This window comes from Ensifer sp. GW823-FHT05D09 (assembly GCF_058795755.1).
Genome location: NZ_JBXAIA010000007.1, coordinates 343,319 through 368,194, shown reverse-complemented (window position 1 = coordinate 368,194; position 24,876 = coordinate 343,319). Strand labels below are relative to the sequence as shown.

Sequence of the window (24,876 nt, the reverse complement as noted above, 5' to 3'; positions counted from 1 at the left end):
CTGGCCCTGCAGATGGGTCGACAGCTCGGTGATCTCGACACCGTTGTCGCGGGAAATACCCTGGAGCTCGTCGCAATAGGCCTTTGACGTCGCCGCCTTCTTGAGATCGATCAGCCGCGCATCCCATGTCGGCACCTGCACGCCCTTGTAGCCGTAATCGGCAGCCCATTTCACAATCGACGCAAACGAGTTGAACGGTGCGACATCGCCCGCAAACTGCGCCAGAAACAGGCCGGGGCCCTTGATCGTTTTCATGATTTTTCCTCGTCTAGGTGGCCGTGACCGGATCGATGTCACACTGAAGAAGCGCAGGGCGCGGGTTGGCCAGGCGCGGGATCGACCTGAAGAATGCATGCGGATGGAAGGGCGCGCCCGCCTGGCGGGCGCGCCTTGTTAATCAGAACGGAGAATCCGGGAAGTAGAACTGCTCTGCATTGTCCTTCGTGACCAGCGTGGCATCGAGGATGTATTCGCCGCTGACCGGAACCTGGTCATAGAACTTGGCGGCGGTCAGCTGCATTGCGGTCGCGACCATTGCCGGCGGATAGAGCACGTCGACCGGAACCATCTTGTCGCCGTCCATGACCTTCTTGATCATGTCCTTCGAGCCGGCACCGGCAACGATGTACTGAATGTCCGTGCGCTTGGCCTGCCCGATGGCTTCGAGAACGCCGACGGCCATGTCGTCGTCCTGGCACCAGACCACGTCGATCTTCGGATATTTCGTCAGATAGTCCTGCATGACGCGGAAGGCGTCGTCGCGGTTCCAGTTGCCGTACTGGCGATCGAGAACCTTGACGTTGGAGCCGGCAATGCCCTTGTCGAATCCATCCTGGCGCTGCTGGTCGATCGGGATCGGCAGACCGCGGATGACGACGACTTCAGCGTCCGGGGTCGTCTTCTTGATGTATTCGCCGGCGACCTGGCCGAGCGCCGGATTGTTGCCGGCGACATAGAGGTCGCGGATCGAGCTGTCGTTGACCGACGGCGCGCGGTCGACGAGCGCGACGAAGGCGCCGGAATCCTTGACCTGCTGGATGGCGTTGACGAGCGGATCGGGATCCGACGGCAGGATGACCAGCGCATCAAGTCCCTGTACCGCCAGGTCCTGCACGGCGTTTGCCTGGGTGGCGGCATCGGCCGATGTCTTGACGATGACGTTCAGGCCCGGATGCTCCTGCATCAGGAGCTTGGCGACGCGTTCGGCGTGGAAGACGACGCCGGCCGTCCAGCCATGGTCAGCGGCAGGGATCGAGACGCCGATCGTTACCTTCTTGTCCTGCGCAAAGGCGCCCGGTGCAGCGCCCGCAAATGCCGCCACGGCGGCGACGGTCAAACCGAAAATTGTCCTACGCATAGTCTCCCTCCCAAGAGTTCCACGGGGCCTCGATTGCAATGAAACCGGGCTCGCCCCAACGGCCCGGCCAATCTTCAGGCGCGGCGCATAAGCGAGCGCTGCACCAGCATGGCGATGATGATGATCGCGCCCTGGATGGCGCCGATCAGATACTCGCTGACGAAGTTCGAAAGCAGCATGATGTTGCCGACGATCTCCAGGATGAAGGCGCCACAGACAGTGCCCCAGATGCGGCCGACGCCACCCCGCAGAGCCGTGCCGCCAACGACGACCGCCGTGATCGCCTGCAGCTCCCAGAGAATGCCTGTTGTGGCCGACGTCGAGCCGAGGCGCGGCACATAGAGCAGCACGGCGACGGCGACACAGAGACCCTGGATCACATAGGCGATCGTGCGGACCTTGTTGACCGAGATGCCGGAATAGCGCGCGACGTCCTCGTTGGAACCGACTGCGACGACATGACGGCCATAGCGGGTGCGATAGAGGACGAAGGCGGCGATCGCCGCCGTGACGAAGATCATGATGATCGGCACGGGAATGCCGGCGACCGAGCCGAAGTACACGGGCCGATAGATCTGCTGCAGCTCACGGTCCTGAAGCGTGATGGCGCCGCCTTGCGACAGCCAGGTCGTCAGCCCGCGATAGATGCCCATGGTGCCGAGCGTGGCGATGAAGGGTTCGATCCGGCCGACGGTGGTGATGAGCCCGTTGACAAGCCCGCAGGCCGCACCGAGCACCAGAGTGAGCATTGCCGCGCAGATCAGCATCAGCACCGGATCGGCGATGACGCCGCTGTTGATGAACAGGATCATCAGGCTGGCGACGAAGGCGACCATCGAGCCGACGGAAAGATCGAGCCCGCCGGACGAAATCACATAGGTTGCGCCCAGCGCGATGATGGCGATGAAGGCGCTGCGCGTGATGACGTTCAAGAGATTGGCGACGGAGACAAAGTTCGGATTGGCGAAATAGCCAAGGATGAGCAGCAGCGCCAGCGCGACAAAGGGCGCGATCGCTGCCATGTCCCAGTCTCGCGACGTCCGCGGCGCCTTCTGCGTTTCGGTTGCAACATTCGTCATGATCGTCTCCCGCGCTTACGCGGCCTCCCCGGTATTGGCGCCTGTCGCAAGAACGACGATCTCATTTTCCGTCATCTTGTCTCCCGTAACTTCGCCGACGATGTGGCCCTCTCGCATGACGAGGATGCGATCGGAGATGCCGATCAGTTCCGGCATTTCCGATGAGACGACGATGATCGACCGCCCCTCCTCGGCGAGCTTGGCGATGAATTTGTAAATCTGTTCCTTGTTGCCGATGTCGATGCCGCGCGTCGGCTCGTCGATGATGACGATCTCCGGATCCAGCATCATCATCTTGGCGAGCAGCAGCTTCTGCTGATTGCCGCCCGACAGCTGCCCGGCCAGGATATCCTTGCGGCCGGTTCGGATGTCGAACTCGCGGATCGCCGTGTCGAGCGCTTCGGCTTCTTGTCTGCCGTCGATCTGCATGGTTTTGACAAACCTCGAAAGCGATGCCAGCGTCAGGTTGACCCGGAGGTCCTTGGTCAGCAGCAGGCCCTTGCCCTTGCGGTCCTCGCTCAGATAGACGAGCCCGGCTTTCAAACTTGCCTGAACGCTCGAAAAATCGACTGATTTGCCGTGATGCCTGATCCGGCCGTGGCCCGGGCGAAGCCCGACGACGCCCTCCATCAATTCGGTGCGGCCGGCACCGACAAGGCCGGCAAAGCCGAGGATCTCGCCCTTGCGCAGCTGAAACGTCGCATTGCGGGCAAAGCCCGGCACCGAAAAGTCCTCGACCTCGAGCACGGCTTCCCGCGCCGGCCCGCCGTGCCGCTCGGGGTAGAGTTTTGCCACATCGCGTCCGACCATCAGCCGCGCCATGTCTGCCGGCTGCAATTCCGCGGCATCGTGCACGGCAACAACCCGACCGTCACGCAGCACCGTCACCCGGTCGGCGATCTCCTTCACCTCCGGCAGGCGATGGGAAATGTAGAGAACGCCCACACCCTTGGCGCGGATGTCCCTGATGACTTTCAGAAGCGCTTCGGTTTCGTGTGGTGTCAAGGACGCCGTCGGCTCGTCGAAGATCACCACCCGGTGCGGAACCAGCAGCACCCGTGCAATCTGGACCAGTTGGCGCTGGGCGATCGACAAGCGGCGGACGATGGTCTTCGGGTCGATCTCGGCACCGAGATCGCGGATCGCTTTGGCGGCGCCCTCGTTCATGGCCCGGTCATCGACCGTGAGGCCTTTGCGCAGTTCGCGACCGAGATAGATGTTCTGCGCCACCGTCAGATCGGGTGCGAGCAGGATTTCCTGATGGACGAGAACGATGCCCGCCTGCTCAGCATCGACAGGACCGGAAAAATGCACCGGCCTTCCGTCGATCGCAAGCTCGCCCCGGGTCGGCAAGTGGTTGCCGGCCAGAATCTTCATCAGCGTGGATTTGCCGGCGCCGTTTTCGCCGATGATCGCGTGGACCTCGCCGGATCGCACGGACACATCGATGTCGCGCAGCACTTCGACGATACCAAACGTCTTGGAAACGCCCTTTGCCTGCAGCACAACCGGCGCACTCTGGGATGCAGCAGCCGTCATATGGCGACCGGAATCGTCAAGCCACACCCCATAGGGGCGGCAGCCACGCCCCGTGCCCCGGCACGAACGCAACGAAAAAATGTCATCAGAACTCCTCCGGAAGTACTGCTAACGCATTTTCTGAGGTACGTAAATCAGAATTTGTTTCGATCTCGGCTGATTTGAAACACCGGTGGCACAGCGGCCTCTAAGAGGAGCGTGAAAGCAGGGAGCGTCCGATCGCTTCGGACGCGGACACCAAGAAGGACGATCGATTTTCCGAGGAGCGTCCCCGCCCGCCTGGCGCACCGGACAGGCTGCAAATGGTTTGAGCCATCGCACGGATTTCATGCTATCGGGGTGCGCTATGATTGAGAGTACGTTTGCGCAATGACCCCTAAGACCCGCGGTTATCTGTTCGCTTTCCTGGCGATCTGCATCTTTGCCGGCCAGGATGCGATTACCAAGTATCTTGGTGATCGCTACCCGGCACTCTTCATAACAATGATCCGGTTCTGGGCATTCGCGCTGTTCGTGTTCTGCTTCGCAGCGTCGTCGCCGGGCGGAGTTCGGGGGGCCATCCAGACGCGCCGCCCGTGGCTGCAGATCACCCGCGGACTGCTGCTGGTTGCGGAAATCGTCATCATCGTCTTTTCCTATGTGCATGCCGGGCTTGCCATGAGCCAGTCGATCTTCCAGGCAACGCCGCTGATCATTACCGTGCTTTCGATCCCCCTTCTCGGAGAAACGGTCGGCTGGCGGCGGGGGATGGCGGTCATGGTCGGCATGATCGGCGTTCTGGTGATTATCAATCCGATCGACGTTCACTTCGACCTGTCGCTGCTCCTGCCGCTTGCGGCAGCCGTGCTGTTTGCCCTCTACAGCATCGCCACCCGCGCCGTCAGTCACGAGGATTCTGCGGTCACAAGCCTGTTTTATGCCGGCGTCGCAGGCGCAGTCGCGATCTCAATGATCGGCCCGTTCTATTGGACCGATGTCCAGCCGTCCGACTGGTTCGCCCTTGCCGCGCTGTGCGTCTGTGGCACGCTGAGCCACTATTTCCTCATCAGGGCCTATGGACTGCTACCGGCAGCGGAGGTGCAACCCGTCACCTATTTCCAGCTGGTTCTCAATGTCATCATCGCTGTCGTTCTGTTCAACGAGATTGTCACGCTGAACATGATCGCCGGTGCAGCGATCGTTGTCGGTGCCGGCCTTTTCACCATCTGGCGAGAGCACCAGTTGGCGAAGCGATCTTAAACTCTGACGAGTTGCACGCCCGACACGCGTCGGTCCTCTAGCGCTCGTCGACGGGGCCTGCTTCCGTCAGCCATTCAACGAGATCCGCAACCTTCCGTCGCGTCTCGGTGCGGGCCGGATAGAGGGCGTAGTAGCCATAGCCGCTATCGATGATGCGCGGGAACGGCGTCACCAGCTCGCCGTTTTGCAGGTCCTGCTTTGCCAGATAGAGGTCGCCCATCGTAACGCCGTAACCGCTTGCGGCAGCCGTCATCGCGAAATCCTGCGTGTCGAAGATCTGGTTGCGGGCGGCGCGGAAATCATAGGCCCCTTCCGCCTGCAGCCACAACGTCCAGTCGCTCTGGCGCGGGTTGGAATGCAACAACACACAGGCCGACAGGTTTTCGAGCGACGCAGGATCACCGAGCGTTTCGGCAACGGCTGGCGAGCACATCGGCGTCAGTTTTTCCGGAAGCAGCAGGAAAACATCCATGCCCGGCCAATGGCCGTTGCCGTAGGTGATCAGGAGGTCGATGTCGCCGACCGTAAAGGTCGGGCGGGCAAACCACGCCGTGTCGATCGTAATGTTCAGATCTTCATGACGGCTTTGCAGTTCCGGAAGCCGCGGCAGCAGCCACCGCCGCGCGAAAGTGGGCGGCATTCGGATCGTGAGCGATCGGCTCTTCGTTCGCGTCGCCTCGAAAGAATTGCGCAGCGAGACGAGCAATCCGTTGACGATCGGCATGATCGCCGCCCCCTGCTCGGTGATCACCACCTTGCGGGTGTGGCGCTCGAACAGACTGCAGCCGAAATAGTGCTCCAGTTGCTGGATCTGGCGGCTGATCGCACTCTGGCTGAGGTTGAGTTCGGTGGCTGCGGCCGTGAAGCTGCCGGTTTCCGCAACGATCGAGAATGTCTGCAGCGTCTGCAAGGGCGGCAAGCGATTCTGCTCGAAAACCGGCTTCAAAGGGCTCCTCCGCGATGGCAACCGGGGCATTTAAACAGTCGCCATCGCGTTGGTAAAGCGCAGACTGTCACGATCAGGCAAGAAGCGCGCGGAGCTCGGCGATGGCGCTTCTCACCTGTTGCGGAGCAGTTCCGCCCGGATGGTTGCGACTGCCAACGGAGCCCTCGACGCTCAGCACCTCATAAACATCCTGACCGATGGCCGACGCAAAGGTCTGCATCTCGGCAAGCGGCATTTCGGAGAGCGTCGCCAGACCCTTCTCTCGCGCCGCGCCGACGATCGCCGCGACAGCATGATGGGCATCGCGGAAAGGCAGGCCGGCACGCACCAGATAATCGGCCAGATCCGTCGCCGTGGAATACCCTTGTTCGGCGGCGGCCAGCATGTTGGCGGCACGCACCTTGATCGTCGGCAGCATCTGAGTGGTCACCGTGACGGCACCGCGCACATTCTCCAGCGTATCGGTGAGGGGAGGCTTCGATTCCTGCTGGTCCTTGTTGAAGGCCAGCGGCTGTGACTTCATCAGTGCTGCCGATGTCGCCAGATTTCCGATTATGCGCGCCGCCTTGCCACGCACGAGTTCGGCGAGATCGGGATTGCGCTTCTGCGGCATGATCGAGGAGCCAGTGCAGAACTGGTCGCCGACCTCGATGAAATCGAACATCGGCGTGCACCACAGGATGACTTCCTCGGAAAAGCGCGAGAGATGCCCCATGATGATGGCGCCGGCCGCACAGATGTCGACGACGTAGTCCCGATCGGATACGGCATCGAGCGAATTGCGGAAGGCGCGGGAAAAGCCGAGTTCGCGTGCGCTATAGGCCGGATCGATGGGATAGCCGGTGCCGGCAAGTGCGGCCGCCCCAAGCGGCGAGACGTTCAGCCGCTCGCGCGCCTGCCCTACGCGTTCAAGATCACGCAGGAACATCTCGGCATAGGCCATCATGTGATGGCCGAAAGTCACGGGCTGGGCGACCTGCAAATGGGTGAAGCCCGGCATGATCGTCTCCGCGTGGCGATCGGCGAGGTCGACGAAAGCCAGCACCAGCGACTTCAGCTCAGCCGCGAGCGCGTCCAGTTCGGCACGGGAGTAAAGACGGATGTCCGTTGCCACCTGGTCGTTGCGTGAACGCGCCGTGTGCAATTTCTTGCCGGCGTCGCCGACAAGGGCGGTCAGGCGGCTTTCGACGTTCATATGAACGTCCTCGAGCTCCTTCTTCCACACAAATGTGCCGGCGCGCATTTCGTCGGCGATCTGATCGAGGCCAACCTGGATCCGGTTGTTTTCCTCTTCGGTCAGTATGCCGGCCCGCGCCAGCATGCGCGCGTGAACCTTGGAGCCAGCGACATCATAAAGCGCGATGCGCTTGTCCTGGTCGAGGCATTCGTGGAAATCGCGGAAGTCCGTGGAGACCGCTTCCTTAAAGAGCGGCGACCAGGTCGTCTCAGCCATCATAGTCATCTCATCCTCTCAGCATTCTTGCGATTTGTTGTGACGCGCCCCGGCCGATCCAGCATGCAATTCATGCGTTGAATGCATAAATCGCAAGCCGGCACCGCGGCTGGGCGCGTTTCCTTGGAAACCTGCCAGGAGCAAGACAGGTCTCCGCTTCCTTGCCGATAACCGTGGACTTTGTTGAGAACAACCTATCGCTTGGATATAACTGCGCCGCTTTCGCGCTTGCGTCAGATATTCGTTGGCCCTACGCCCCGAACGACAGTAAAACTTTACTAAAAGCGATTTCAGAATTTGGGCGCATGTGACATAGTCGCCCGATGACAACAATGGAATGACGGCATGGTCACTATAAAGGAAATCGCCAAGAGCGTTGGCGTGTCGTCGGCCACGGTGTCGAGGGTACTCAACTACGACCCGGCCTTGTCCATCTCGCCCGCGAAGCGGCAGGCGATCATCGAGACGGCCGAGGCGCTGAACTACGAGACTCCGCGCAATCGCAATAAGGCGAACGGACAGGCTGCCCCCAGCCTGTTGACCAAGCTTGTCATCGTGCACTTTCTCGAGCCTTCGGACGAGATTGCCGATCCCTATTATGTCGGCGTTCGGCTTGGCATCGAAAGCCGTTGCCGCGACCTGAGAACGGAGATCGTCAAGGTCTTCCATTCCGATGCTCTTCCTGAAGCGTCCCTGCTTGAAGGCGCATCGGGCGTGATCGTTATCGGCAAACACTCGGACAACGAGATCGCGTGGCTGAACGAGCATGCCCGCCACGTGGTTTTTGCCGATTTTGACCCCAGGAACGACCGGCTGGACAGTGTGTTTTCCGACGTTGGCCTTGCGACCCGCAAGATCCTTGATGCCCTGAAATCCAGCGGATACAAGCGCGTCGGCTTTATCGGCAGCCACGAAAATCTCAATGGCGCGGTCCAGCATTTCGCCGAGCGCCGATGTGCCGCCTATATCGACTGGCAGACGAAGAACGGCACGTTCGCGCCTGAGCTTCTGGCGCTCGCCGACTGCTCGTCGGGTCAGAGCCTTCGGCTCGATACCGGCTATCGTCTTGCGCGCGAACTGCTTGCGCTTACCGACCGGCCGGATGTGATCGTGACGTCCAACGACAACATGGCGATCGGCACCTATCGCGCCATCCAGGAGTTCGGTCTTTCGATCCCGGGCGACCTTGGCGTCATCTCCTTCAACGATATCCCGGTAGCACAGTTCCTGACGCCGTCTCTCAGCACGGTGCGCATCCACAGTGAACATATCGGCGAGACGGCCGTCGATCTGTTGCTCGAGCGGCTTTCCGGCCGCAGCTACGGCAAGCAGGTGCGCATCTCCACCGAACTCGTTTGGCGCGATAGCTGTCGCAAACCCTTGGAATCCTAGGCGTCGGGGACCCGGCTTTCATTCGAGATAAATATTTACTAAATCTTCCTTGCGTGTTTCCTGAATTTCGGTAACTGTTGCGCGGACGGCGGGAGAGGAGAACCTGCCCTCAGCAAGTTTCTAGGGAGGAAACGATGTACAGCAAAACGAATCTGTCGCGCTTTGCGGCTGGCGCGCTCGCCGCAGCAAGCCTGCTTGCGTCCACCGCCGCCTTTGCCGGTGAAGTCACGGTCTGGTGTTGGGATCCGAACTTCAACGTTGCGATCATGAAGGAAGCAGCCGCGCGCTATAGCGCAAAGCATCCCGAAACGACTTTCAACATCGTCGACTTCGCCAAGGCCGATGTCGAGCAGAAGCTGCAGACAGCGCTGTCCTCGGGCACGACCGATGCACTGCCCGACATCGTGCTGATCGAGGACTATGGCGCGCAGAAGTATCTTCAGTCCTTCCCCGGCGCTTTCGCTGAGCTTTCCAGCAAGGTCGATTTCTCCGGCTTCGCGCCGTACAAGGTTCAACTGATGACGATGGATGGCGCCGTCTACGGCATGCCGTTCGATTCCGGTGTCACCGGCCTCTATTACCGCAAGGACTATCTCGAGCAGGCCGGCTTCAAGCCCGAAGATATGCAGGACCTGACCTGGGACCGCTTCATCGAGATCGGAAAACAGGTCGAAGCCAAGACCGGCAAGAAGATGCTGGGTCTCGACGTCAATGATGCCGGCTTCGTCCGCATCCTGATGCAGTCCGCCGGCGGCTGGTATTTCGACAAGGACGGCAATCTGTCGATCGAGAACAACGCCGCCCTGAAGGCAGCGCTCGAGACCGAGCAGAAGATCCTTCAGGCCAACATTCACAAGCCGGCTGCCGGCTGGACGGAATGGGTCGCGACCTTCACCTCCGGCGATGTCGCCACCGTGACGACGGGCGTGTGGATTACCGGCACCGTCAAGGCCCAGGCCGATCAGTCCGGCAAATGGGGTGTGGCCCCCATTCCGAAGCTGAACGTCGAGGGTGCATCCCATGCCTCCAATCTCGGCGGTTCCAGCTGGTACGTGACAGCAAGCTCCGCCGAGAAGGACGAAGCCATCGATTTCCTCAACGAGGTCTATGCCAAGGATGTCGATTTCTATCAGAAGATCCTGACGGAACGCGGTGCTGTCGGCTCGCTGATGGCGGCGCGCAACGGACCGGCCTATTCCGAAGCCGATGCCTTCTTCGGCGGTGAAAAGGTCTGGCAGAACTTCTCCGACTGGCTGGCGAAGGTTCCGGCGGTCAACTACGGCGTCTTCACCAACGAGGTGGACACGGCGGTCACGGCGCATCTGCCGTCGCTTGGCCAGGGCGCGCCCATCGACGACGTGCTGAAGGCTGTGGACAGCCAGGCCCAGGGCCAGATCCAGTAGTCATCCCAAGGCAGGCGGCGACCGCCTGCCTCTTTCGCTGGAGCGGCATGCGGCAATCGAGCCACTGCCGCCCGCAATGTCATCCCTTTTTCTGAGGGCGTTCCATGGCTGCCGGAAAAACAGGCGGATTGAAGCGGTATTACGACCTGAACGGCTGGCTGTTCGTCGCTCCATCATTGCTTCTCATCGCGATCTTCCTCGTCTACCCGATCCTGCGCTCGCTCTACCTGTCCTTCTTCGCGGGCAAGGGCATGATGATGAAGTTTGCCGGCTTCGGAAACGTCGTGCGGCTATGGAACGATCCGGTCTTCCTTCAGGCGCTGACCAATACCGTCACCTTCTTCATCATCCAGGTGCCGATCATGATCACCCTGGCGCTCATGCTCGCCGCGGTCCTGAACAACGACAAGCTGAAATTCATCGGCTTCTTCCGCACCGCCATTTTTCTGCCCTGCGTCGCCTCGCTCGTCGCCTATTCCGTGCTCTTCAAGAGCATGTTCTCCGTCGATGGCGTGGTGAACTCCGCACTGCTGGCGATCGGTCTGATCTCGACGCCGATCGGCTGGCTGACGGAACCCTTCTGGGCCAAGGTGCTCGTCATCCTCGCCATTACCTGGCGCTGGACCGGCTACAACATGATCTTTTACCTGGCGGCCCTGCAGAACGTCGACAAGTCGATCTACGAGGCGGCGCGGATCGATGGCGTGCCCGCCTGGGCCCGCTTCGTCTATATCACCGTGCCGATGCTGAAGCCGGTGATCCTGTTTACGACAATCATCTCGACCATCGGCACGATCCAGCTTTTTGACGAAGTCTACAATCTGACCGAGGGACGCGGCGGCCCGGCGAACGCGACGCTGACACTCTCGCTTTATATCTACAATCTCACCTTCCGCTTCATGCCGAGCTTCGGCTACGCGGCGACGATTTCCTACGTCATCGTCCTCATGGTGGCGCTTCTGTCCTTCCTCCAGTTTTACGCCGCGAGGGACCGGTCATGAACGTCTCGCGCCTTGCAACGACTGTGCTGCAATACGTCTTCCTGGGGACGGCGGCCTTCCTGTCGATCTTCCCGTTCATCTGGATGGTGATCAGCTCGACCAACAAGTCGATCGACATCATCAGCGGCCGAACGGGGATAGGCGATGCCTTCGGCATCAACGTCGCCAACTTCTTCTCACAGGTCGACGTGCCGCTGGTTTTCTGGAACTCGATCAAGGTTGCCGTGCTTGCGACGCTGCTGACGATCGTCGTGTCGTCGCTCGCCGGCTACGGTTTTGAGATGTTCAGGTCAAAGGCGCGCGATCGTATCTACGCGCTTGTGCTTCTGACGCTCATGGTGCCGTTTGCAGCGCTGATGATCCCGCTGTTCATGATGATGGCGAGAAGCGGCCTCATCAACACACATATTGCGATCATGCTGCCGACGATCGCGTCCGCCTTCATCATCTTCTATTTCCGCCAGTCGACCAAGGCCTTCCAGACGGAGCTTCGCGACGCCGCCAAGGTCGACGGCCTCAAGGAATGGCAGATCTTTCTCTACATCTACGTTCCGGTGATGCGCTCCACCTACGCGGCCGCTTTCGTCATCGTCTTCATGACCAACTGGAATAACTACCTCTGGCCGCTCATCGTCCTGCAGTCGAACGAGACGAAGACGATCACCCTCGTCGTCTCCTCGCTCGCCTCCGCCTATTACCCCGATTACGGCGTGGTCATGATCGGCACCATCCTCGCCACCCTTCCCACCCTTCTCGTCTTCTTCGTCATGCAGCGCCAGTTCGTGCAGGGCATGCTCGGTTCAGTGAAATAGGAACGTCGTCAATGCGCATTACCGAAAACTTCAATGCCAACTGGGTCTTCCGCGACGGTTTCGAACCGACGCATGTGCATTCGCTCCAGACGGGCGAAACCGTGCGGTTGCCGCACAGCGCCGTCGAGCTGCCCTACAACTATTTCGACGAGACCGATTACCAGAAGCCGTTTACCTATCAGAAGCGCCTCGACTGGCGCGCCGAATTCGAAGGCCGCGAAGTGTCGCTGGTCTTCGATGCCGCCATGGCCGACAGCGTCGTCTATCTCAACGGCAAGGAGATCATCGCGCACAAGGACGGCTACACGCCTTTCGAGGCACGGCTGACGCCGCATCTGGTGCGCGGAGAAAACCTGATCACTGTCAAGATCGACGGCTCCGAGAACCCAGAGATTCCACCCTTCGGCGGCCAGATCGACTATCTCTGCTATGCGGGCATCTACCGCGACGTCTGGCTAAAGGTGACAAGCCCGGTCTCGATCGCCAATGTGAAGATCGAGACGCCGGACGCACTGGCGGAGAAGAAATCCGTCACCGCCCGCGTCTTCCTCGCCAATCCGGAAAACCTCGCCTTCTCTGGCACGCTGGCTGCAAAGATCCGCCGCAAGGGTGGCGGCGACGTTGCTGCGTCCTCGGTTACGGTTGATGGCAACGAGGCGATGTTCACGTTCTCCGATCTCGCCGGCATCGAGCTTTGGGATATCGACAATCCGGCGCTCTACGCCCTGTCGCTCAAACTCGAGACCGAACACGGCGAAGACGTGCTGACCCAACGCTTCGGCTTCCGCACCGCCCTCTTCACACCGGAAGGCTTCTTGCTGAACGGCCGGCCGCTGAAACTGCGCGGATTGAACCGTCACCAGGCCTTTCCGCACACCGGCTATGCGATGGGACGGCGCGCGCAGGAGAAGGATGCCGACATCCTGAAACATGAGCTCGCCTGCAACATCGTGCGCACATCGCACTATCCGCAGTCGAAGTGGTTCATCGAGCGCTGCGACGAGATCGGCCTGCTTGTCTTCGAGGAAATTCCGGGTTGGCAGCATATCGGCGGTGACGCCTGGCAGAAGGAATCGATCGAGAATGTGCGCCGGATGATCGAGCGGGACTGGAACCATCCCTCGATCATCATCTGGGGCGTTCGCATCAACGAAAGCCAGGACAACCACGCGTTCTACGCGGAGACGAACCGTCTTGCCCGCGAGCTTGATCCTACCCGCCAGACCGGCGGCGTGCGCTTCATCACCAATTCGGAACTGCTCGAAGACGTCTACACGATGAACGACTTCATCCTCGGCAATGAGGAGCTGCCCGGCAACAATCGTGGACGCGTGGTGCTGCGCGATCGCGTCGAGACAACGGGCATTACCCGGCCGATCCCTTACATGATCACCGAATACAACGGTCACATGTATCCGACCAAGCGCTTCGACCAGGAACAGCGCCAGGCCGAGCACGTGACCCGGCATCTCCTGATCCTCAACGCCGTTGCCGGCGACCGGGATATCTCCGGCTCCACCGGTTGGTGCATGTACGACTACAACACCCACAAGGATTTCGGCGCCGGCGACCGCATCTGCTATCACGGCGTGCTCGACATGTACCGGATCCCGAAACTGGCCGCCTATGCCTACGCCTCGCAAGGGGATCCGAAGGACAATGTCGTGCTTCAGCCGGTCACCTTCTGGGCGCGCGGTGAGCGCAATATCGGCGGCGTGCTGCCGCTGATCGTGCTGACGAACTGCGACTATGTCGAAGTGAAGTTCGGCGAGTGGCCGGCGAAGACGATCTATCCGGACAGGGAAAATTACCCGCATCTGCCGCACCCCCCCGTCGTGCTCGACCTGCGCAGCGTGACGCCTGAAGAATTCGGCACCTGGGGCCGTGTCTGGCGCGAGGGCACCTTTACCGGCTACGTCGACGGAAAGCCCGTCAAGACCTTGACGCTGCCGGCCGATCCCGTCCCGGCCTCGCTCGAGGTCATCGCCGACGACACGGAGCTTCGCGCTGGCGAAAAAGATGCCGTGCGCGTCGTGGTGCGGGCCCTCGACCAATGCGGCAACCTGTTGCCCTATTTCGAGGAGCCGGTCATGCTGTCACTCGAAGGTCAGGGCCGGATCATCGGTCCGTCCGAACACACGCTGAAAGGCGGAGCGACCGGCTTCTGGATCGAGGCCGGCGAGACCAAGGGCAAGCTCGAGTTGACGGTGACGAGCCGCCGCTTCGACACCCAGTCCATCACCTTTACCGTCAACTGAGTAGTCACCATGGCCGAAGTCCGTCTCGCCGACATTCGCAAGCGCTTCGGCGCGCTCGAAATCATCAAGGGAGTCGATCTGTCGATCGAGGCAGGGGAGTTCGTCGTCTTCGTCGGGCCTTCGGGCTGCGGAAAGTCGACGCTGTTGCGCATGATCGCCGGACTGGAGGACATCTCCTCCGGCGAACTTTCGATCGGCGGCACGGTGATGAACGATGTCGATCCGTCCAAGCGCGGCATCGCCATGGTGTTTCAGTCCTATGCCCTCTATCCGCACATGACCGTGCGCGAGAACATGGGTTTCGCGCTCAAATTCGCCGGCATGGCGAAGGCGGACGTCGACAACCGGGTCAACGATGCAGCGCGCATCCTCGAGCTTGAGCCGCTGCTGGATCGCAAGCCGAAGGCACTCTCGGGCGGCCAGCGACAGCGCGTCGCGATCGGCCGCGCCATCGTGCGCAACCCCCACGTCTTCCTGTTCGACGAACCCTTGTCGAACCTCGACGCCGAACTGCGCGTCCATATGCGCGTCGAGATCGCCAAGCTGCACAAGGAGTTGAAGTCGACCGTCATCTACGTCACGCACGATCAGGTGGAGGCGATGACGCTTGCCGACAAGATCGTTGTGTTGCGGGCAGGCGTGGTCGAACAGGTGGGCGCGCCGCTTGCGCTTTACGACGACCCGGCAAACACCTTCGTTGCCGGCTTCATCGGCTCGCCGCGCATGAATTTTCTCAAAGCAAACGTGGCGTCGATAGCTGCCGGAAATGTAACGGTTGCGCTGACAAGCCAGCCCGATGTCCATCTGACCCTTCCCATTGCCGCGTCATCCATCGCGGTCGGGGATGTCGTCACGCTCGGCGTACGGCCGGAGCATTTTCTCGCACAGGGGAAAGGCGACACGGACGTCAAAGTCAAGGTCGATGTTGCGGAGCATCTCGGCAATACCAGCTATGTCTACGCCCACGTCTCCGACGAAGAGCGCATCATTATCGAGCATGGCGATGTTCGCGATATCGCCAGCCGAGAGACCCTGACCGTCGCAATCGCTGCGTCCAGGTCCTTCCTTTTCGACAAGAACGGCAACCGACTGCGATGACACCGGGTCTAAAGCAGGAAGAGTGTAAGCTTGGCCCGTCGCCCATGGCACCTGCCTGCCATGGGCTGGACTGAAATTCCGGCGTCGCTCCTGGCTTGCCCTGCGCCACCGCGCCCTAATCGTCTTCAAGCACGCTGACACTCCGACCCCCCAAGGGAAAACCCCGGAACTGGGAGGTTCCGGGGTTTCCTGGCCGCGCGACCGGGAGAAAGAGCTACGCGGCGTGAACCTTTCTGGCACTTCTCGCCCATTCCGGGATCCAGTTGCCGTGAGCGGCGAGCAGATCGTCGGTGAGCGCCCAGATCTGGTCGAGATCGAGTTCGGCGGCCGTGTGCGGATCCATCATCGCCGCGTGATAAAGGTGTTCGCGGTTTTCGGTCATCAGGGCGGCGACCGTCAGTTCCTGGACGTTGATATTGGTGCGGATCAACGCCGTCAGCTGCGGCGGAAGATCGCCGATGAATGTCGGCTGGATGCCGTTTTCGTCGACAAGGCAGGGCACTTCGGCGGCGCAATTGTCGGGCAGCGAGGTGATGCAGCCATTGTTGCGCAGGTTGCCGTAGATGACAGAGGGTTCGCCCGTCCAGACGGAGTTCATGATCGACGAAGCATATTCCTTCGACGGCTTGACCTCGATCTTGTCGGCGGAGCGATAGGCTGCCGCCTGCCCCTTCCAGCGCTCGACCTGCTCGATGCAGCGTTTCGGATATTCGTCGAGCGGGATGCCGAATTTTTCGATCAGGTCGTCGCGGCCTTCCTTGATGAAGTAGGGCGTGTACTCGGCGAAATGCTCCGAGCTTTCGGTGACGAAGTAGCCGAGCCGGGTCATCATCTCGTAGCGCACCTTGTTCGGGCAGCGCGGGTTCCAGCCGGGCTTGGGCGCGCGACCTTCGCGGTAGCCACGCAGCAAATCGGGATAGAGATTGCGGTAGGACCCGTCCGCCTGACGATGCTCGAACTTCAGAAAGAACGCCATGTGGTTGATGCCGGCGGAGCGGTAGCGGATCTCCTCATAGGGAATGTTCAGATCCTCGGCGAGTTCCATCGCCGTGCCCTGCACGGAGTGGCAAAGACCGACCTGTTTGATGTGCGGATACTTCTCGGCGATCGCCCAGGTGTTGATTGCCATCGGGTTGACGTATTGCAGCAGGATCGCGTCCGGGCAGACCTCTGTCATGTCGGCGCAGATGCTCCAGAGGTGCGGCACGGTGCGCAGGCCGCGCATGATGCCACCGACGCCGAGCGTGTCGGCGATGGTCTGGCGCAGGCCGTATTTCTTCGGCACTTCGAAATCCGTCACCGTGCAGGGCTCGTAACCGCCGATCTGGAATGCAACGACGACGAAATCGGCGCCGTCGAGGGCCTTGCGCTGGTTGGCGTGCAATTCGATGGTGGCTTTGGTGCCGAGCGTTGAAATCAGCTTGCGAACGACGACTTCGCTGTCCTCCAGCCGTTGCGGATTGATGTCCATCAGCGCGATCCTCGCATCCGCCAGCGCCGGTCGCTGCAGAACGTCGCCGATGATGTTTTTCATGAACACGGTCGAGCCGGCGCCGATGAAGGTGATTTTGGGTTGTCTCGTCATGAAATGCCTCTTTTGTGCTAGGCAGCCACTTCGAACGCGGCTCTGACGAGCCGTTCCGTGTAGGCGGTCTTGGGATGGGAAAGTACGTCTTCGACCGGCCCCTCTTCGACGATCTTGCCGTGCTGCATCACCACCACCCGGTGGCAAAGTGCGCGCACGACCTTGAGATCGTGGGAGATGAAGAGGTAGCTCAGTCCCTTCTCGTCCTGCAGCTTGCGCAGCAGTTCGATAATCTGTGCCTGAACCGAGAGATCGAGCGCCGACGTCGGCTCGTCGAGCAGTATGAACTCCGGCTCCAATGCGATCGCCCGGGCGATCGCGATACGCTGCCGCTGGCCGCCTGAAAACTCGTGCGGGAAACGCGACAGGATGTTGGTGGGAAGGCCGGCGCTGTTCAGCGCTTCCCTTACCCGCTCCAGCCGCTCGTTGCGCGTGGCGCCGAGCCTGTTGACGACCAAGCCCTCCTCGATGATCTGGCCGACCGACATGCGAGGATTGAGCGATGAGAACGGGTCCTGAAAGACGATCTGCATGCGCGAGCGCAGCGGCCGCATCTCGTCGCGGGTCTTGTTCTGGATCGGCTCACCGTCGAACAGGATCTCGCCGCCTTCCGCCCGTAGCAACTTGACCAGAGCCTGGCCGAACGTTGTCTTGCCCGAGCCGGATTCGCCAACGAGACCCAATGTCTCGTGACGATGAAGCTTCAGGCTGAGGCTGTCGACAGCGACCAGCTCCTTGAGTTGCGGCTTGAAGAAGCCGCCCGCCCGCAGCATGAAGGAAACGCGCACCGAGCGACCTTCGAGGATGGCGGCCGAGCCCGGCGGCATCGGGTTGGCATTGCCTCTCGGCTCGGAGTTGAGCAGGTGTCGGGTATATGGGTGCTGCGGGTTTTCAAACAGGGCTGACGTGGTGTTGTGCTCCTTCACCTCGCCGTTCTGCATGACGTAGACATAGTCCGAAAACTGCTTGACGACGGTCAGATCGTGCGTGATCAGGATTACGGCCATGCCGAGCGTTTTCTGCAGGTCGCGGATGAGGTTGAGGATCTGGGCCTGCACGGTGACGTCGAGCGCCGTCGTCGGCTCGTCGGCAATCAGCACGTCCGGGTTGTTGGCGAGCGCCATGGCGATCATGATGCGCTGCCGCTGGCCGCCGGACAGCTGGTGCGGATACTGGTTGAGACGCGCTTCCGGGTCAGGAATCTGGACCTGGCGCAACAATTCCAGCGTGCGCACGGTTGCCTGCTTGCGGCTCAGCTTCTGATGCACCCGGATGGCCTCGATGATCTGGGCGCCGATGGTGTAGACCGGATTGAGCGAGCTCATCGGCTCCTGGAAGATCATCGAGATGCGGTTTCCGCGTAGCGCCCGGCGCTGGCGATCGGAGAACTTCAGCACGTTCCGGCCGTCATACGCGATGCTGGACCGCTCCGACACGCTTGCGCGCTTGGTGAGCAATCCCATGACCGTGCGGGCGGTCACCGATTTTCCGGATCCGGATTCCCCGACCACGGCGATCGTCTCGCCGCGGTAGAGCTGGAAGGAGACGTCCTTGACGGCATCGACGAGACCGCCCTCGACCTTGAATTTCACCGCCACATGGCGCGCGTCGATGATCGGAGAGCCGATGGCTGCAGCATGATCGTGCCGCTGTTCGGGCGCAAGCAGGTTTAGGTCAACGGGTGCCATGGGCGCCTCCTCAATAGGGATCGACGGCGTCGCGCAGGCCATCGCCAAGCGCATTGAACGCAAAGACGGTGATCAGCACGAAGGCGACGGGCGACAGGATCCAGGGATAGGATCCGATGACGGAATAGGTGGCGGTATCCTGCAGCATCAGTCCCCAGGACATCAAAGGCGGCTTGACCGCAAACCCGAGGAAGCCGAGGAACGATTCCAGCAGCACCACGTTGGGGATCGCCAGCGTCACCGCGACGATGACGTGGCTCATGACGTTGGGAAAGATGTGCTGGAAGATGATCCGACGATCGGTGGCGCCGATCGCCATGGCTGCCCGCACGTAGTCTATCCTGGCGAGCGCCAGCGTCTTGCCGCGCACCTCGCGCGACATCTGTGCCCAGCCGAGCGCCGACATGACGAAGATGACGAAGGCGAGGAAGACGTTGGTCGGCGCCGTCACCGGGATCAGCGACGTCAGCGCCAGATAGAGCGGCAGTTGCGGAAAGGCCAGCACCAGCTCGACGAAGCGCTGCATCCAGATGTCGAAGCGGCCGCCGAAGTAGCCCGACACCATGCCGATCGTAGTTCCAACGACCGTGACGATGAACACCACCGTCAATGCGATCATCAGGGATACGCGCGAGCCATGGAAGATGCGCGACAGCACATCCCGGCCGAACTTGTCTGTGCCGAGGAAATTGACCGGCGTTCCATCGACGGCGCCGAAGAAATGCCGGTCCGTCGGCAGGACGCCAAGAAGCCGGTAGCTGAACCCCTTGACGAAGAACCCGAGGTCCTTGGGATTGGCATAGTCAGGGCCGACGATCGGCTGGAAGGTGATCGGGTCGAGCTCGGTGCCCTCGCCCACCTGGTAGGTGCGCGGCCAGACGAAGTTGCCGTCCTGGTCGGTGATGCTGATTACTTGCGGCGGCGCAAAGGCGACGCCGGTCAGCTTCGGATCGACGGGCGAGAAGAACTCCGCAAAGATCGTCATCAGCATCAGCAGGCAGACGAGGATGAGGCCGGCCATGCCGGTCCAGGACCGCTTGAGGCGGCGCCAGACGAGCGCCAGATAGGTCTCGTTGCCGTGATGAGCAGCCGGTGCCGGCACGGCGATGATGTCTTGAATGTCGGCCTTCATGCGTGTGCACCTCCGCCAAGCCGCACTCGCGGATCGAGCATCGCCAGCAGCATGTCCGCGATGATGTTGCCGATGATGAGCGTCGCCGACAGCACCAGCATGAAGGTGGCGGTAACATAGACGTCGCCGACCCACATGGAGCCGACGATGGCCGGCCCGACGGTTGGCAGGGCAAAGATGATCGCGGTCTCGATTTCGCCAGTGAGCATATAGGGCAGAACCACGCCCTGATACATGACCAGCGGGTGCAGCGCATTCGGCACGGCATGGCGCATGATGACCGCCCCCTCCGAAAGCCCCTTGGCACGAGCGGTCTCGACGTATTGGGCGTTCAGCGTGTCGAGCAGATTGCCCCGCATCACGCGCATGTTGTAGGCGAGGCCGCCGAAAGTGGCGATCGCGATCACCGGCCAGACATGCTTCAGCAGATCGACGAATTTATCCCAGGACCAGGGCGCGCCGCCGTAGCGGGCGGAATGGAAGCTGTTGATCTCCGTCACGTTGAAGTGGAAGACCAGGATATAGACGATGATCAGCGCCATCAGGAAGCGCGGCACCGTCATGCCGAGGAAGGAAATGCCCGACAGCAGGCTGTCGATCCAGGAATATTGCCGCGTGGCGGCAAGGATGCCGAAGGTGATGCCGATGATCGATGCGAGGATGTGGCAAACCAGCGCCAGCGCCAGTGTGCGCGGCAGCCGTTCGCCGACCACGTCCGCCACCGGCTTGTTGTAGAACAGGCTATGGCCGAAGTCGCCGCGGGTCAGAATGCCAGTGATCCAGTTGACATACTGAACCGCCATCGGCTTATCGAGGCCGTTGGCGACCTTGTAGGCCTGGGCCTGGGCATCCGCTTCCTCGAAGGAGGCGCCACCCTGGTTGATCAGCTGCGAGCGAATATAGTCGCTGTAGTCGCCCGGAGGGGCCTGAATGATCGCGAACGTGACGACGCTCAGCACGAAGAGCACGGGTATGGCGGATGCGATGCGCACAAGCAGAAATCGGAACATGGCTGTTAGGTTCTCTTGTGTTGTTGAAGGATCGCTCCGGCCACGATCGGCTGCGGCCGGAGCGAATGCCGCGAAGGGTCAGTTGATCGGGCCGCCTTCACCAGGCTTGCCCGGCAGCTGCTCGGGGAACAACTCGTAGTCCCCCTGCTTGTCGGCAGCCACGAACACCCTCTCCCGGATGATCGTGTCCTCCGCCCAGTTGAACATGAAGATCGGCGCACCGCTTGGAATGTTGGAGAAGCGCTTGTTGATGACCAGCGCGCCCGGATACTCCGTCAGGCCGACCGTATCGACATTGCTCGTCGAGACCTTCTGATACTGCTTCATCAGATCAGCCCGCTCGTCGTTGTCGTTGCTGGCGATGAACTTGTTGACGATGTCGACGAGTTCCTGTTCGAACGGCATCAGATCAAGTTCGCCGCTCTCCGGCACGCGGTGATGCCAACTTGTACGTGGACCGGTGGCAGCCAGCTGAGGCGTGTTCTGCACGACGGACGACAATTCGGCGCCGTTGCGATGCACCATCCAGTCGAAGCGTCCGGCATAGTTGGTGGCGTCGCGCTGCTTGCCGTCCAGCGAATTGAGGACGATGCGCAGCCCGAGTTTTTCCATCTGCCCGACCACGCCTTCGGCGAGATTCTTGTCGGTGTTGTACTCGGAGGTAACGAGAAGCACGATCTCGACATCCTTGCCGCCCAGCGTGTCGGCGGGATAGTTGACGAAGCCGTTGCCATCCGTGTCCTTCAAGCCCGCCTTTTCAAGCAGCGCCTTGGCGCCTTCGAGATCGAAGGGATAATAGACCGTCGACTGACGATCATAAAAGCTGGTGCCGGACGACAGTCCGCCGGGATAGATCGCGGTGAACGGGCCCTTGACGAGCGACTCGCCGAGCTTCTTGCGATCGATCGCCATCGTCACGGCCTTGCGGAAGTCCGCGTTGCGATTGAGCTCGCGTACGGCCTTGGCGCGTTCATCCGGATCGCCCCAGCCATTGCCGGAAAAGTTCATGTGCAGGTTATAGCCGATCAGGCGGGCACCGAAGGCAAGGCGCGCGGGTGCCGTTTCCGATGCGGCGCGCTTCAGGGATTCGACGAAATTCTCCGGCTGCTCGAGATTGGAGAAGTCGCCGGAGCCGGCGATTGCCTGCACGTCGCGGTCGGCCCAGGTCGACAGCTTGTAATGCATCTCATTGAGGTAAGGCAGCTGGTTGCCGGCCTCGTCGACCTTCCAGTAGTACGGATTTCGGCGCAGCACGATGATGTCGTCCGAGCGATACTCGACCGGCACCCATGCGCCCATGACCGGAATGTTCAGGTACTCCGGCGGAAAGCCGTTCTTGTACTGATCGTAGGTCATGTCCTTGTTGTATTTCGGGTGCTTCGTCTTGAGGATATGCGCTGGGCCCGGGCAGAAGGTGCCGTAGGCCATCGAATAGAGATGCTGGCGCGGGAACGCTTCCTTGAAGGTCCATTCCACCGTGTTGGCGTCGATGGCTTTCAGCGTCGTGCCTTCTCCAAACGTTTCCGGCGTCGCACCGTTGAGCGGCGAGACGTTCGGATCGACGACATTGTCCTCCCAGTAGAACATCACGTCATCAGACGAAAACGGAACGCCATCAGACCATTTGGCCCCTTCGATCAGGTGCATGGTCAGCTTGTGGCCGTCCTGTGACCACTCCCAGCTTTTGGCGAGGTTCGGCAGCGGCTCCATGTCCTTTGCCTCGACCTGGTAAAGCGGCGCCGTCCGGGTCAGGCACTCGAACATTTCGATGTCGATGCCGCCCCAGCCCTGCGTCTGTCCGGCCGAGTAGTTCCATCCTTCCGGACGCCCACCGACGACGTGGCGCATCGTGTCGCCATAGACGCCGAGGCCGTCGGGCATGTTGCCCGTCTTGAACACGAGGGGCTCCTTCGGCAGCCGTTCGGCAACCGGCGGAAGCTTGCCGGTTTTCACGAATTTCTCGGTCACCCAATCGGGCTCCCGATACTCCGGCAAAGCCTTGTATTCGAGGATGGAATCGCGGGGCACATAGGTGATCTTGCCCTGTGCGGGAAATGGCGGCTGTTCGGGCACCACGGTCGGCTCGGAAGCCCAGGCTTGCACGGCAAAGGTCGATACGCCGACCATCAGGGCGGCTCGCAGTCTAAAATGGCGCATTGCGTTCATCGTTTCTCTCTCCCTCATGCTTCACGCCGGACCGAAACGGCACGGCTTGCTCCTCACGCATTTTCCTTCATTCGCAGACGCGCGTCTGATCCGAGGGGGCGGCTCTCCCAAGCTGCCGCGTCCTCTCGCCTCGGCCTGTCAGCCAGCCGCACGCAATGTCGTCGCTTCCTTCTCGGCGCGCAGTTCCTCGATCGATCGGATTTCGCGGCGGGCAGCGCCCTTCCATTCGCGGGTCCTGACCGTTGCCTTGCTCAGGCGCTCGCGGGCCGCCGGCACGGCGTCGGCGTACTGGGGAAGCCATTGCGCCTGAGCGACGACCATTTCGTCGACCATTTGCCAGACTTCTTCCGGCGTGCAGACGGCGCCGACCAGGGGGTCGTGCAGAACCGCAAGCTTCAACAGATCGATATCGCCGGAGATCGCCGCGTGGACAGACATGCGCTGGACGTTGATCGATGAAATGCAGGTGGCAGCACAAGCCTCGGGAAGCGTGATGCCCGCGACCATGTTGATGCCGAAGCGATCGACGAAGCCGGGCGATTCGATGATCGCGTCCGACGGCAGGTTGGTGATCACGCCGTTGTTCTTCACATTGAAGTGGCCGCGATAGACGCGCCCGGTCTCCAGAGCCTCGAGGATATGGCTCGCATGCTCGTTGGAACGGCGAGCAGGATCGATCGGCCTGGCGGCGGCTTCAAGGAACTGCGGGAACTCAGTCTCGAACCAGTTACGTGTCTCGGTCGAGTGGCGCAGATAGCCGCCGGTCTCACCATGGATCCAGTCCGACATGTCGATCCAGCGCGTCACTTCGTCAGGCCGTTTGCGATACCAGGGCAGGTATTCCGACAAGTGGCCGTTGCTTTCGGTGGAATAGACGCCGAAGCGCTTGAGCACGTCGATGCGCAGCTTTTCCTGTTTGGAAAAGACCGGGTGCGCCTCGAAGGCGGCAACCAGCTCGTCCTTGCCGATCTTGCGGCCGCGCAGCCTCACATCGACGAACCACGTCTGATGGTTGATGCCCGAGCAGATGAAGTCGAGTTCGCCGTCCTTGGCGCCGAGGATTTCGGCGATCTGCTCACCGCCGTGCTGAACCCCATGGCAAAGCCCGATCGCATCGACCTTGCCGTACTCGATCGCCGCCCAGGTGTTCATCGCCATCGGGTTGGCATAGTTGAGGAATTTCGCGCCCGGCTCGGCCAGTTCGCGGATATCCTTGCAGAAATCCAGGATCACCGGGATGTTGCGCTGGCCATAGAGAATGCCGCCGGCGCAGATCGTATCGCCGACGCACTGGTCGACACCGTATTTCAGCGGGATCTGGATGTCGTCCGCATAGGCGCTGAGGCCGCCGACCCGCACGCAGCTGATAATATAGCGTGCGCCTGCGATCGCCTCGCGCCGGTCGGTCGAGGCGGTGACCTTGGTCGGCAGGTTGTTGGCCTCGACGATCCTGTCGAGAATCGACTTGATCATTTGGAGATTGTTTGCGCTGACGTCGGTCAGCGCAAACTCGACATCACGGAACTCCGGCACGCAGAGAATATCGGTGAAGAGCTTCTTGGTGAATCCGACGCTGCCGGCGCCAATGATGGCAATCTTGAAGTTACCCATGCTGTCCTCGTCGCTGCTCGTTCGGCTGGATGTGAGAGATTGGGTAAAATTGGTTCAACCGGAAGGTTACACCTAAGCGTGCTTCCCCTGCCGATCCGTTCCGTCCA

The 24,876-nt window shown here is 61.1% G+C and carries 18 protein-coding genes and 1 pseudogene; 7 read left to right on the top strand and 12 right to left on the bottom strand.

What is annotated here, in order from left to right; translation table 11 throughout:
• The 4 genes and pseudogenes from AC1Q80_RS21225 to AC1Q80_RS21210 form a co-directional block, all read right to left on the bottom strand.
• Positions 1 to 255, bottom strand: a pseudogene (locus AC1Q80_RS21225) (sugar phosphate isomerase/epimerase); the annotation flags it as partial.
• Positions 256 to 397: 142 nt separating this feature from the next.
• The gene (locus AC1Q80_RS21220; protein ID WP_173421458.1) at positions 398 to 1,357 is read right to left on the bottom strand and encodes a substrate-binding domain-containing protein; all 960 of its coding nucleotides are present in this window, start codon (positions 1,355 to 1,357) and stop codon (positions 398 to 400) included.
• A 74-nt stretch (positions 1,358 to 1,431) separates the two neighbouring features.
• The gene (locus AC1Q80_RS21215; protein ID WP_173421457.1) at positions 1,432 to 2,436 is read right to left on the bottom strand and encodes an ABC transporter permease; all 1,005 of its coding nucleotides are present in this window, start codon (positions 2,434 to 2,436) and stop codon (positions 1,432 to 1,434) included.
• Positions 2,437 to 2,451: 15 nt separating this feature from the next.
• Positions 2,452 to 3,975, bottom strand: coding sequence for a sugar ABC transporter ATP-binding protein (locus AC1Q80_RS21210; protein ID WP_209789231.1), 1,524 nt, complete (start codon positions 3,973 to 3,975; stop codon positions 2,452 to 2,454).
• Positions 3,976 to 4,344: 369 nt separating this feature from the next.
• Between AC1Q80_RS21210 and AC1Q80_RS21205 the strand changes: the two genes are divergently transcribed.
• Complete coding sequence (locus tag AC1Q80_RS21205) at positions 4,345 to 5,214, top strand: DMT family transporter (RefSeq protein WP_492361722.1); 870 nt, start codon at positions 4,345 to 4,347, stop codon at positions 5,212 to 5,214.
• A 37-nt stretch (positions 5,215 to 5,251) separates the two neighbouring features.
• On the opposite strand, the gene AC1Q80_RS21200 is transcribed toward AC1Q80_RS21205, so the two are convergent.
• Together AC1Q80_RS21200 and argH are read right to left on the bottom strand one after the other, a co-directional pair.
• Positions 5,252 to 6,160 (bottom strand): LysR substrate-binding domain-containing protein, encoded by a 909-nt coding sequence (locus tag AC1Q80_RS21200; protein WP_173421454.1) that lies wholly within the window; start codon positions 6,158 to 6,160, stop codon positions 5,252 to 5,254.
• Positions 6,161 to 6,233: 73 nt separating this feature from the next.
• Positions 6,234 to 7,622, bottom strand: coding sequence for an argininosuccinate lyase (gene argH, locus AC1Q80_RS21195; RefSeq protein WP_492361721.1), 1,389 nt, complete (start codon positions 7,620 to 7,622; stop codon positions 6,234 to 6,236).
• A gap of 336 nt (positions 7,623 to 7,958) precedes the next feature.
• Between argH and AC1Q80_RS21190 the strand changes: the two genes are divergently transcribed.
• From AC1Q80_RS21190 to AC1Q80_RS21165, 6 genes are all read left to right on the top strand, one after another.
• A complete protein-coding gene (locus AC1Q80_RS21190; protein ID WP_492361720.1) occupies positions 7,959 to 9,005 on the top strand; it encodes a LacI family DNA-binding transcriptional regulator in 1,047 nt (348 codons plus the stop codon).
• Between the two features lie 134 nt (positions 9,006 to 9,139).
• The gene (locus AC1Q80_RS21185) at positions 9,140 to 10,408 is read left to right on the top strand and encodes an ABC transporter substrate-binding protein (protein WP_173421445.1); all 1,269 of its coding nucleotides are present in this window, start codon (positions 9,140 to 9,142) and stop codon (positions 10,406 to 10,408) included.
• 104 nt (positions 10,409 to 10,512) lie between these two features.
• Entirely contained in the window at positions 10,513 to 11,409 is an 897-nt protein-coding gene (locus AC1Q80_RS21180; RefSeq protein ID WP_173421444.1) for a carbohydrate ABC transporter permease, read from the top strand.
• Positions 11,406 to 12,221 carry a carbohydrate ABC transporter permease gene (locus AC1Q80_RS21175; protein ID WP_492361719.1) on the top strand — a complete coding sequence of 272 codons (816 nt, stop codon included), beginning with the start codon at positions 11,406 to 11,408 and terminating at the stop codon, positions 12,219 to 12,221. The genes AC1Q80_RS21180 and AC1Q80_RS21175 overlap by 4 nt, the downstream gene beginning before the upstream one ends.
• Positions 12,222 to 12,232: 11 nt before the next feature.
• Positions 12,233 to 14,479 carry a glycoside hydrolase family 2 protein gene (locus AC1Q80_RS21170; RefSeq protein WP_492361718.1) on the top strand — a complete coding sequence of 749 codons (2,247 nt, stop codon included), beginning with the start codon at positions 12,233 to 12,235 and terminating at the stop codon, positions 14,477 to 14,479.
• Between the two features lie 9 nt (positions 14,480 to 14,488).
• Positions 14,489 to 15,577 carry an ABC transporter ATP-binding protein gene (locus AC1Q80_RS21165; protein ID WP_492361717.1) on the top strand — a complete coding sequence of 363 codons (1,089 nt, stop codon included), beginning with the start codon at positions 14,489 to 14,491 and terminating at the stop codon, positions 15,575 to 15,577.
• Between the two features lie 214 nt (positions 15,578 to 15,791).
• Here AC1Q80_RS21165 and AC1Q80_RS21160 read toward each other — a convergent pair whose 3' ends face one another.
• The 6 genes from AC1Q80_RS21160 to AC1Q80_RS21135 all read right to left on the bottom strand — a co-directional run bounded on the left by AC1Q80_RS21160 (position 15,792) and on the right by AC1Q80_RS21135 (position 24,769).
• On the bottom strand, positions 15,792 to 17,162 hold the full coding sequence (locus AC1Q80_RS21160) for an alpha-glucosidase/alpha-galactosidase (protein ID WP_492361716.1): 1,371 nt from the start codon (positions 17,160 to 17,162) through the stop codon (positions 15,792 to 15,794).
• 17 nt (positions 17,163 to 17,179) lie between these two features.
• Positions 17,180 to 18,850, bottom strand: coding sequence for an ABC transporter ATP-binding protein (locus AC1Q80_RS21155; RefSeq protein WP_492361715.1), 1,671 nt, complete (start codon positions 18,848 to 18,850; stop codon positions 17,180 to 17,182).
• Positions 18,851 to 18,860: 10 nt separating this feature from the next.
• Positions 18,861 to 19,982, bottom strand: a complete 1,122-nt coding sequence (locus tag AC1Q80_RS21150; RefSeq protein ID WP_492361714.1) for an ABC transporter permease — start codon at positions 19,980 to 19,982, stop codon at positions 18,861 to 18,863.
• Positions 19,979 to 20,992: an ABC transporter permease gene (locus tag AC1Q80_RS21145; RefSeq protein ID WP_209789206.1), complete on the bottom strand. Its 1,014-nt coding sequence runs from the start codon at positions 20,990 to 20,992 to the stop codon at positions 19,979 to 19,981. The genes AC1Q80_RS21150 and AC1Q80_RS21145 overlap by 4 nt, the downstream gene beginning before the upstream one ends.
• 78 nt (positions 20,993 to 21,070) lie before the next feature.
• Entirely contained in the window at positions 21,071 to 23,149 is a 2,079-nt protein-coding gene (locus tag AC1Q80_RS21140) for an ABC transporter substrate-binding protein (RefSeq protein WP_492361713.1), read from the bottom strand.
• Between the two features lie 147 nt (positions 23,150 to 23,296).
• Positions 23,297 to 24,769, bottom strand: coding sequence for an alpha-glucosidase/alpha-galactosidase (locus tag AC1Q80_RS21135; RefSeq protein WP_492361712.1), 1,473 nt, complete (start codon positions 24,767 to 24,769; stop codon positions 23,297 to 23,299).
• Positions 24,770 to 24,876: the final 107 nt, after the last annotated feature.

What these genes read in the sequence shown, in the direction of transcription:
- AC1Q80_RS21135 (WP_492361712.1), bottom strand. Translation starts at nt 24,769, where the DNA reads ATGGGTAACTTCAAGATTGCCATCATTGGCGCCGGCAGCGTCGGATTC.
- AC1Q80_RS21150 (WP_492361714.1), bottom strand. Translation starts at nt 19,982, where the DNA reads ATGAAGGCCGACATTCAAGACATCATCGCCGTGCCGGCACCGGCTGCT.
- AC1Q80_RS21185 (WP_173421445.1), top strand. Translation starts at nt 9,140, where the DNA reads ATGTACAGCAAAACGAATCTGTCGCGCTTTGCGGCTGGCGCGCTCGCC.
- AC1Q80_RS21155 (WP_492361715.1), bottom strand. Translation starts at nt 18,850, where the DNA reads ATGGCACCCGTTGACCTAAACCTGCTTGCGCCCGAACAGCGGCACGAT.
- AC1Q80_RS21210 (WP_209789231.1), bottom strand. Translation starts at nt 3,975, where the DNA reads ATGACGGCTGCTGCATCCCAGAGTGCGCCGGTTGTGCTGCAGGCAAAG.
- AC1Q80_RS21165 (WP_492361717.1), top strand. Translation starts at nt 14,489, where the DNA reads ATGGCCGAAGTCCGTCTCGCCGACATTCGCAAGCGCTTCGGCGCGCTC.
- AC1Q80_RS21220 (WP_173421458.1), bottom strand. Translation starts at nt 1,357, where the DNA reads ATGCGTAGGACAATTTTCGGTTTGACCGTCGCCGCCGTGGCGGCATTT.
- AC1Q80_RS21215 (WP_173421457.1), bottom strand. Translation starts at nt 2,436, where the DNA reads ATGACGAATGTTGCAACCGAAACGCAGAAGGCGCCGCGGACGTCGCGA.
- AC1Q80_RS21160 (WP_492361716.1), bottom strand. Translation starts at nt 17,162, where the DNA reads ATGACGAGACAACCCAAAATCACCTTCATCGGCGCCGGCTCGACCGTG.
- AC1Q80_RS21145 (WP_209789206.1), bottom strand. Translation starts at nt 20,992, where the DNA reads ATGTTCCGATTTCTGCTTGTGCGCATCGCATCCGCCATACCCGTGCTC.
- AC1Q80_RS21205 (WP_492361722.1), top strand. Translation starts at nt 4,345, where the DNA reads ATGACCCCTAAGACCCGCGGTTATCTGTTCGCTTTCCTGGCGATCTGC.
- AC1Q80_RS21175 (WP_492361719.1), top strand. Translation starts at nt 11,406, where the DNA reads ATGAACGTCTCGCGCCTTGCAACGACTGTGCTGCAATACGTCTTCCTG.
- AC1Q80_RS21180 (WP_173421444.1), top strand. Translation starts at nt 10,513, where the DNA reads ATGGCTGCCGGAAAAACAGGCGGATTGAAGCGGTATTACGACCTGAAC.
- argH (WP_492361721.1), bottom strand. Translation starts at nt 7,622, where the DNA reads ATGACTATGATGGCTGAGACGACCTGGTCGCCGCTCTTTAAGGAAGCG.
- AC1Q80_RS21170 (WP_492361718.1), top strand. Translation starts at nt 12,233, where the DNA reads ATGCGCATTACCGAAAACTTCAATGCCAACTGGGTCTTCCGCGACGGT.
- AC1Q80_RS21140 (WP_492361713.1), bottom strand. Translation starts at nt 23,149, where the DNA reads ATGCGCCATTTTAGACTGCGAGCCGCCCTGATGGTCGGCGTATCGACC.
- AC1Q80_RS21190 (WP_492361720.1), top strand. Translation starts at nt 7,959, where the DNA reads ATGGTCACTATAAAGGAAATCGCCAAGAGCGTTGGCGTGTCGTCGGCC.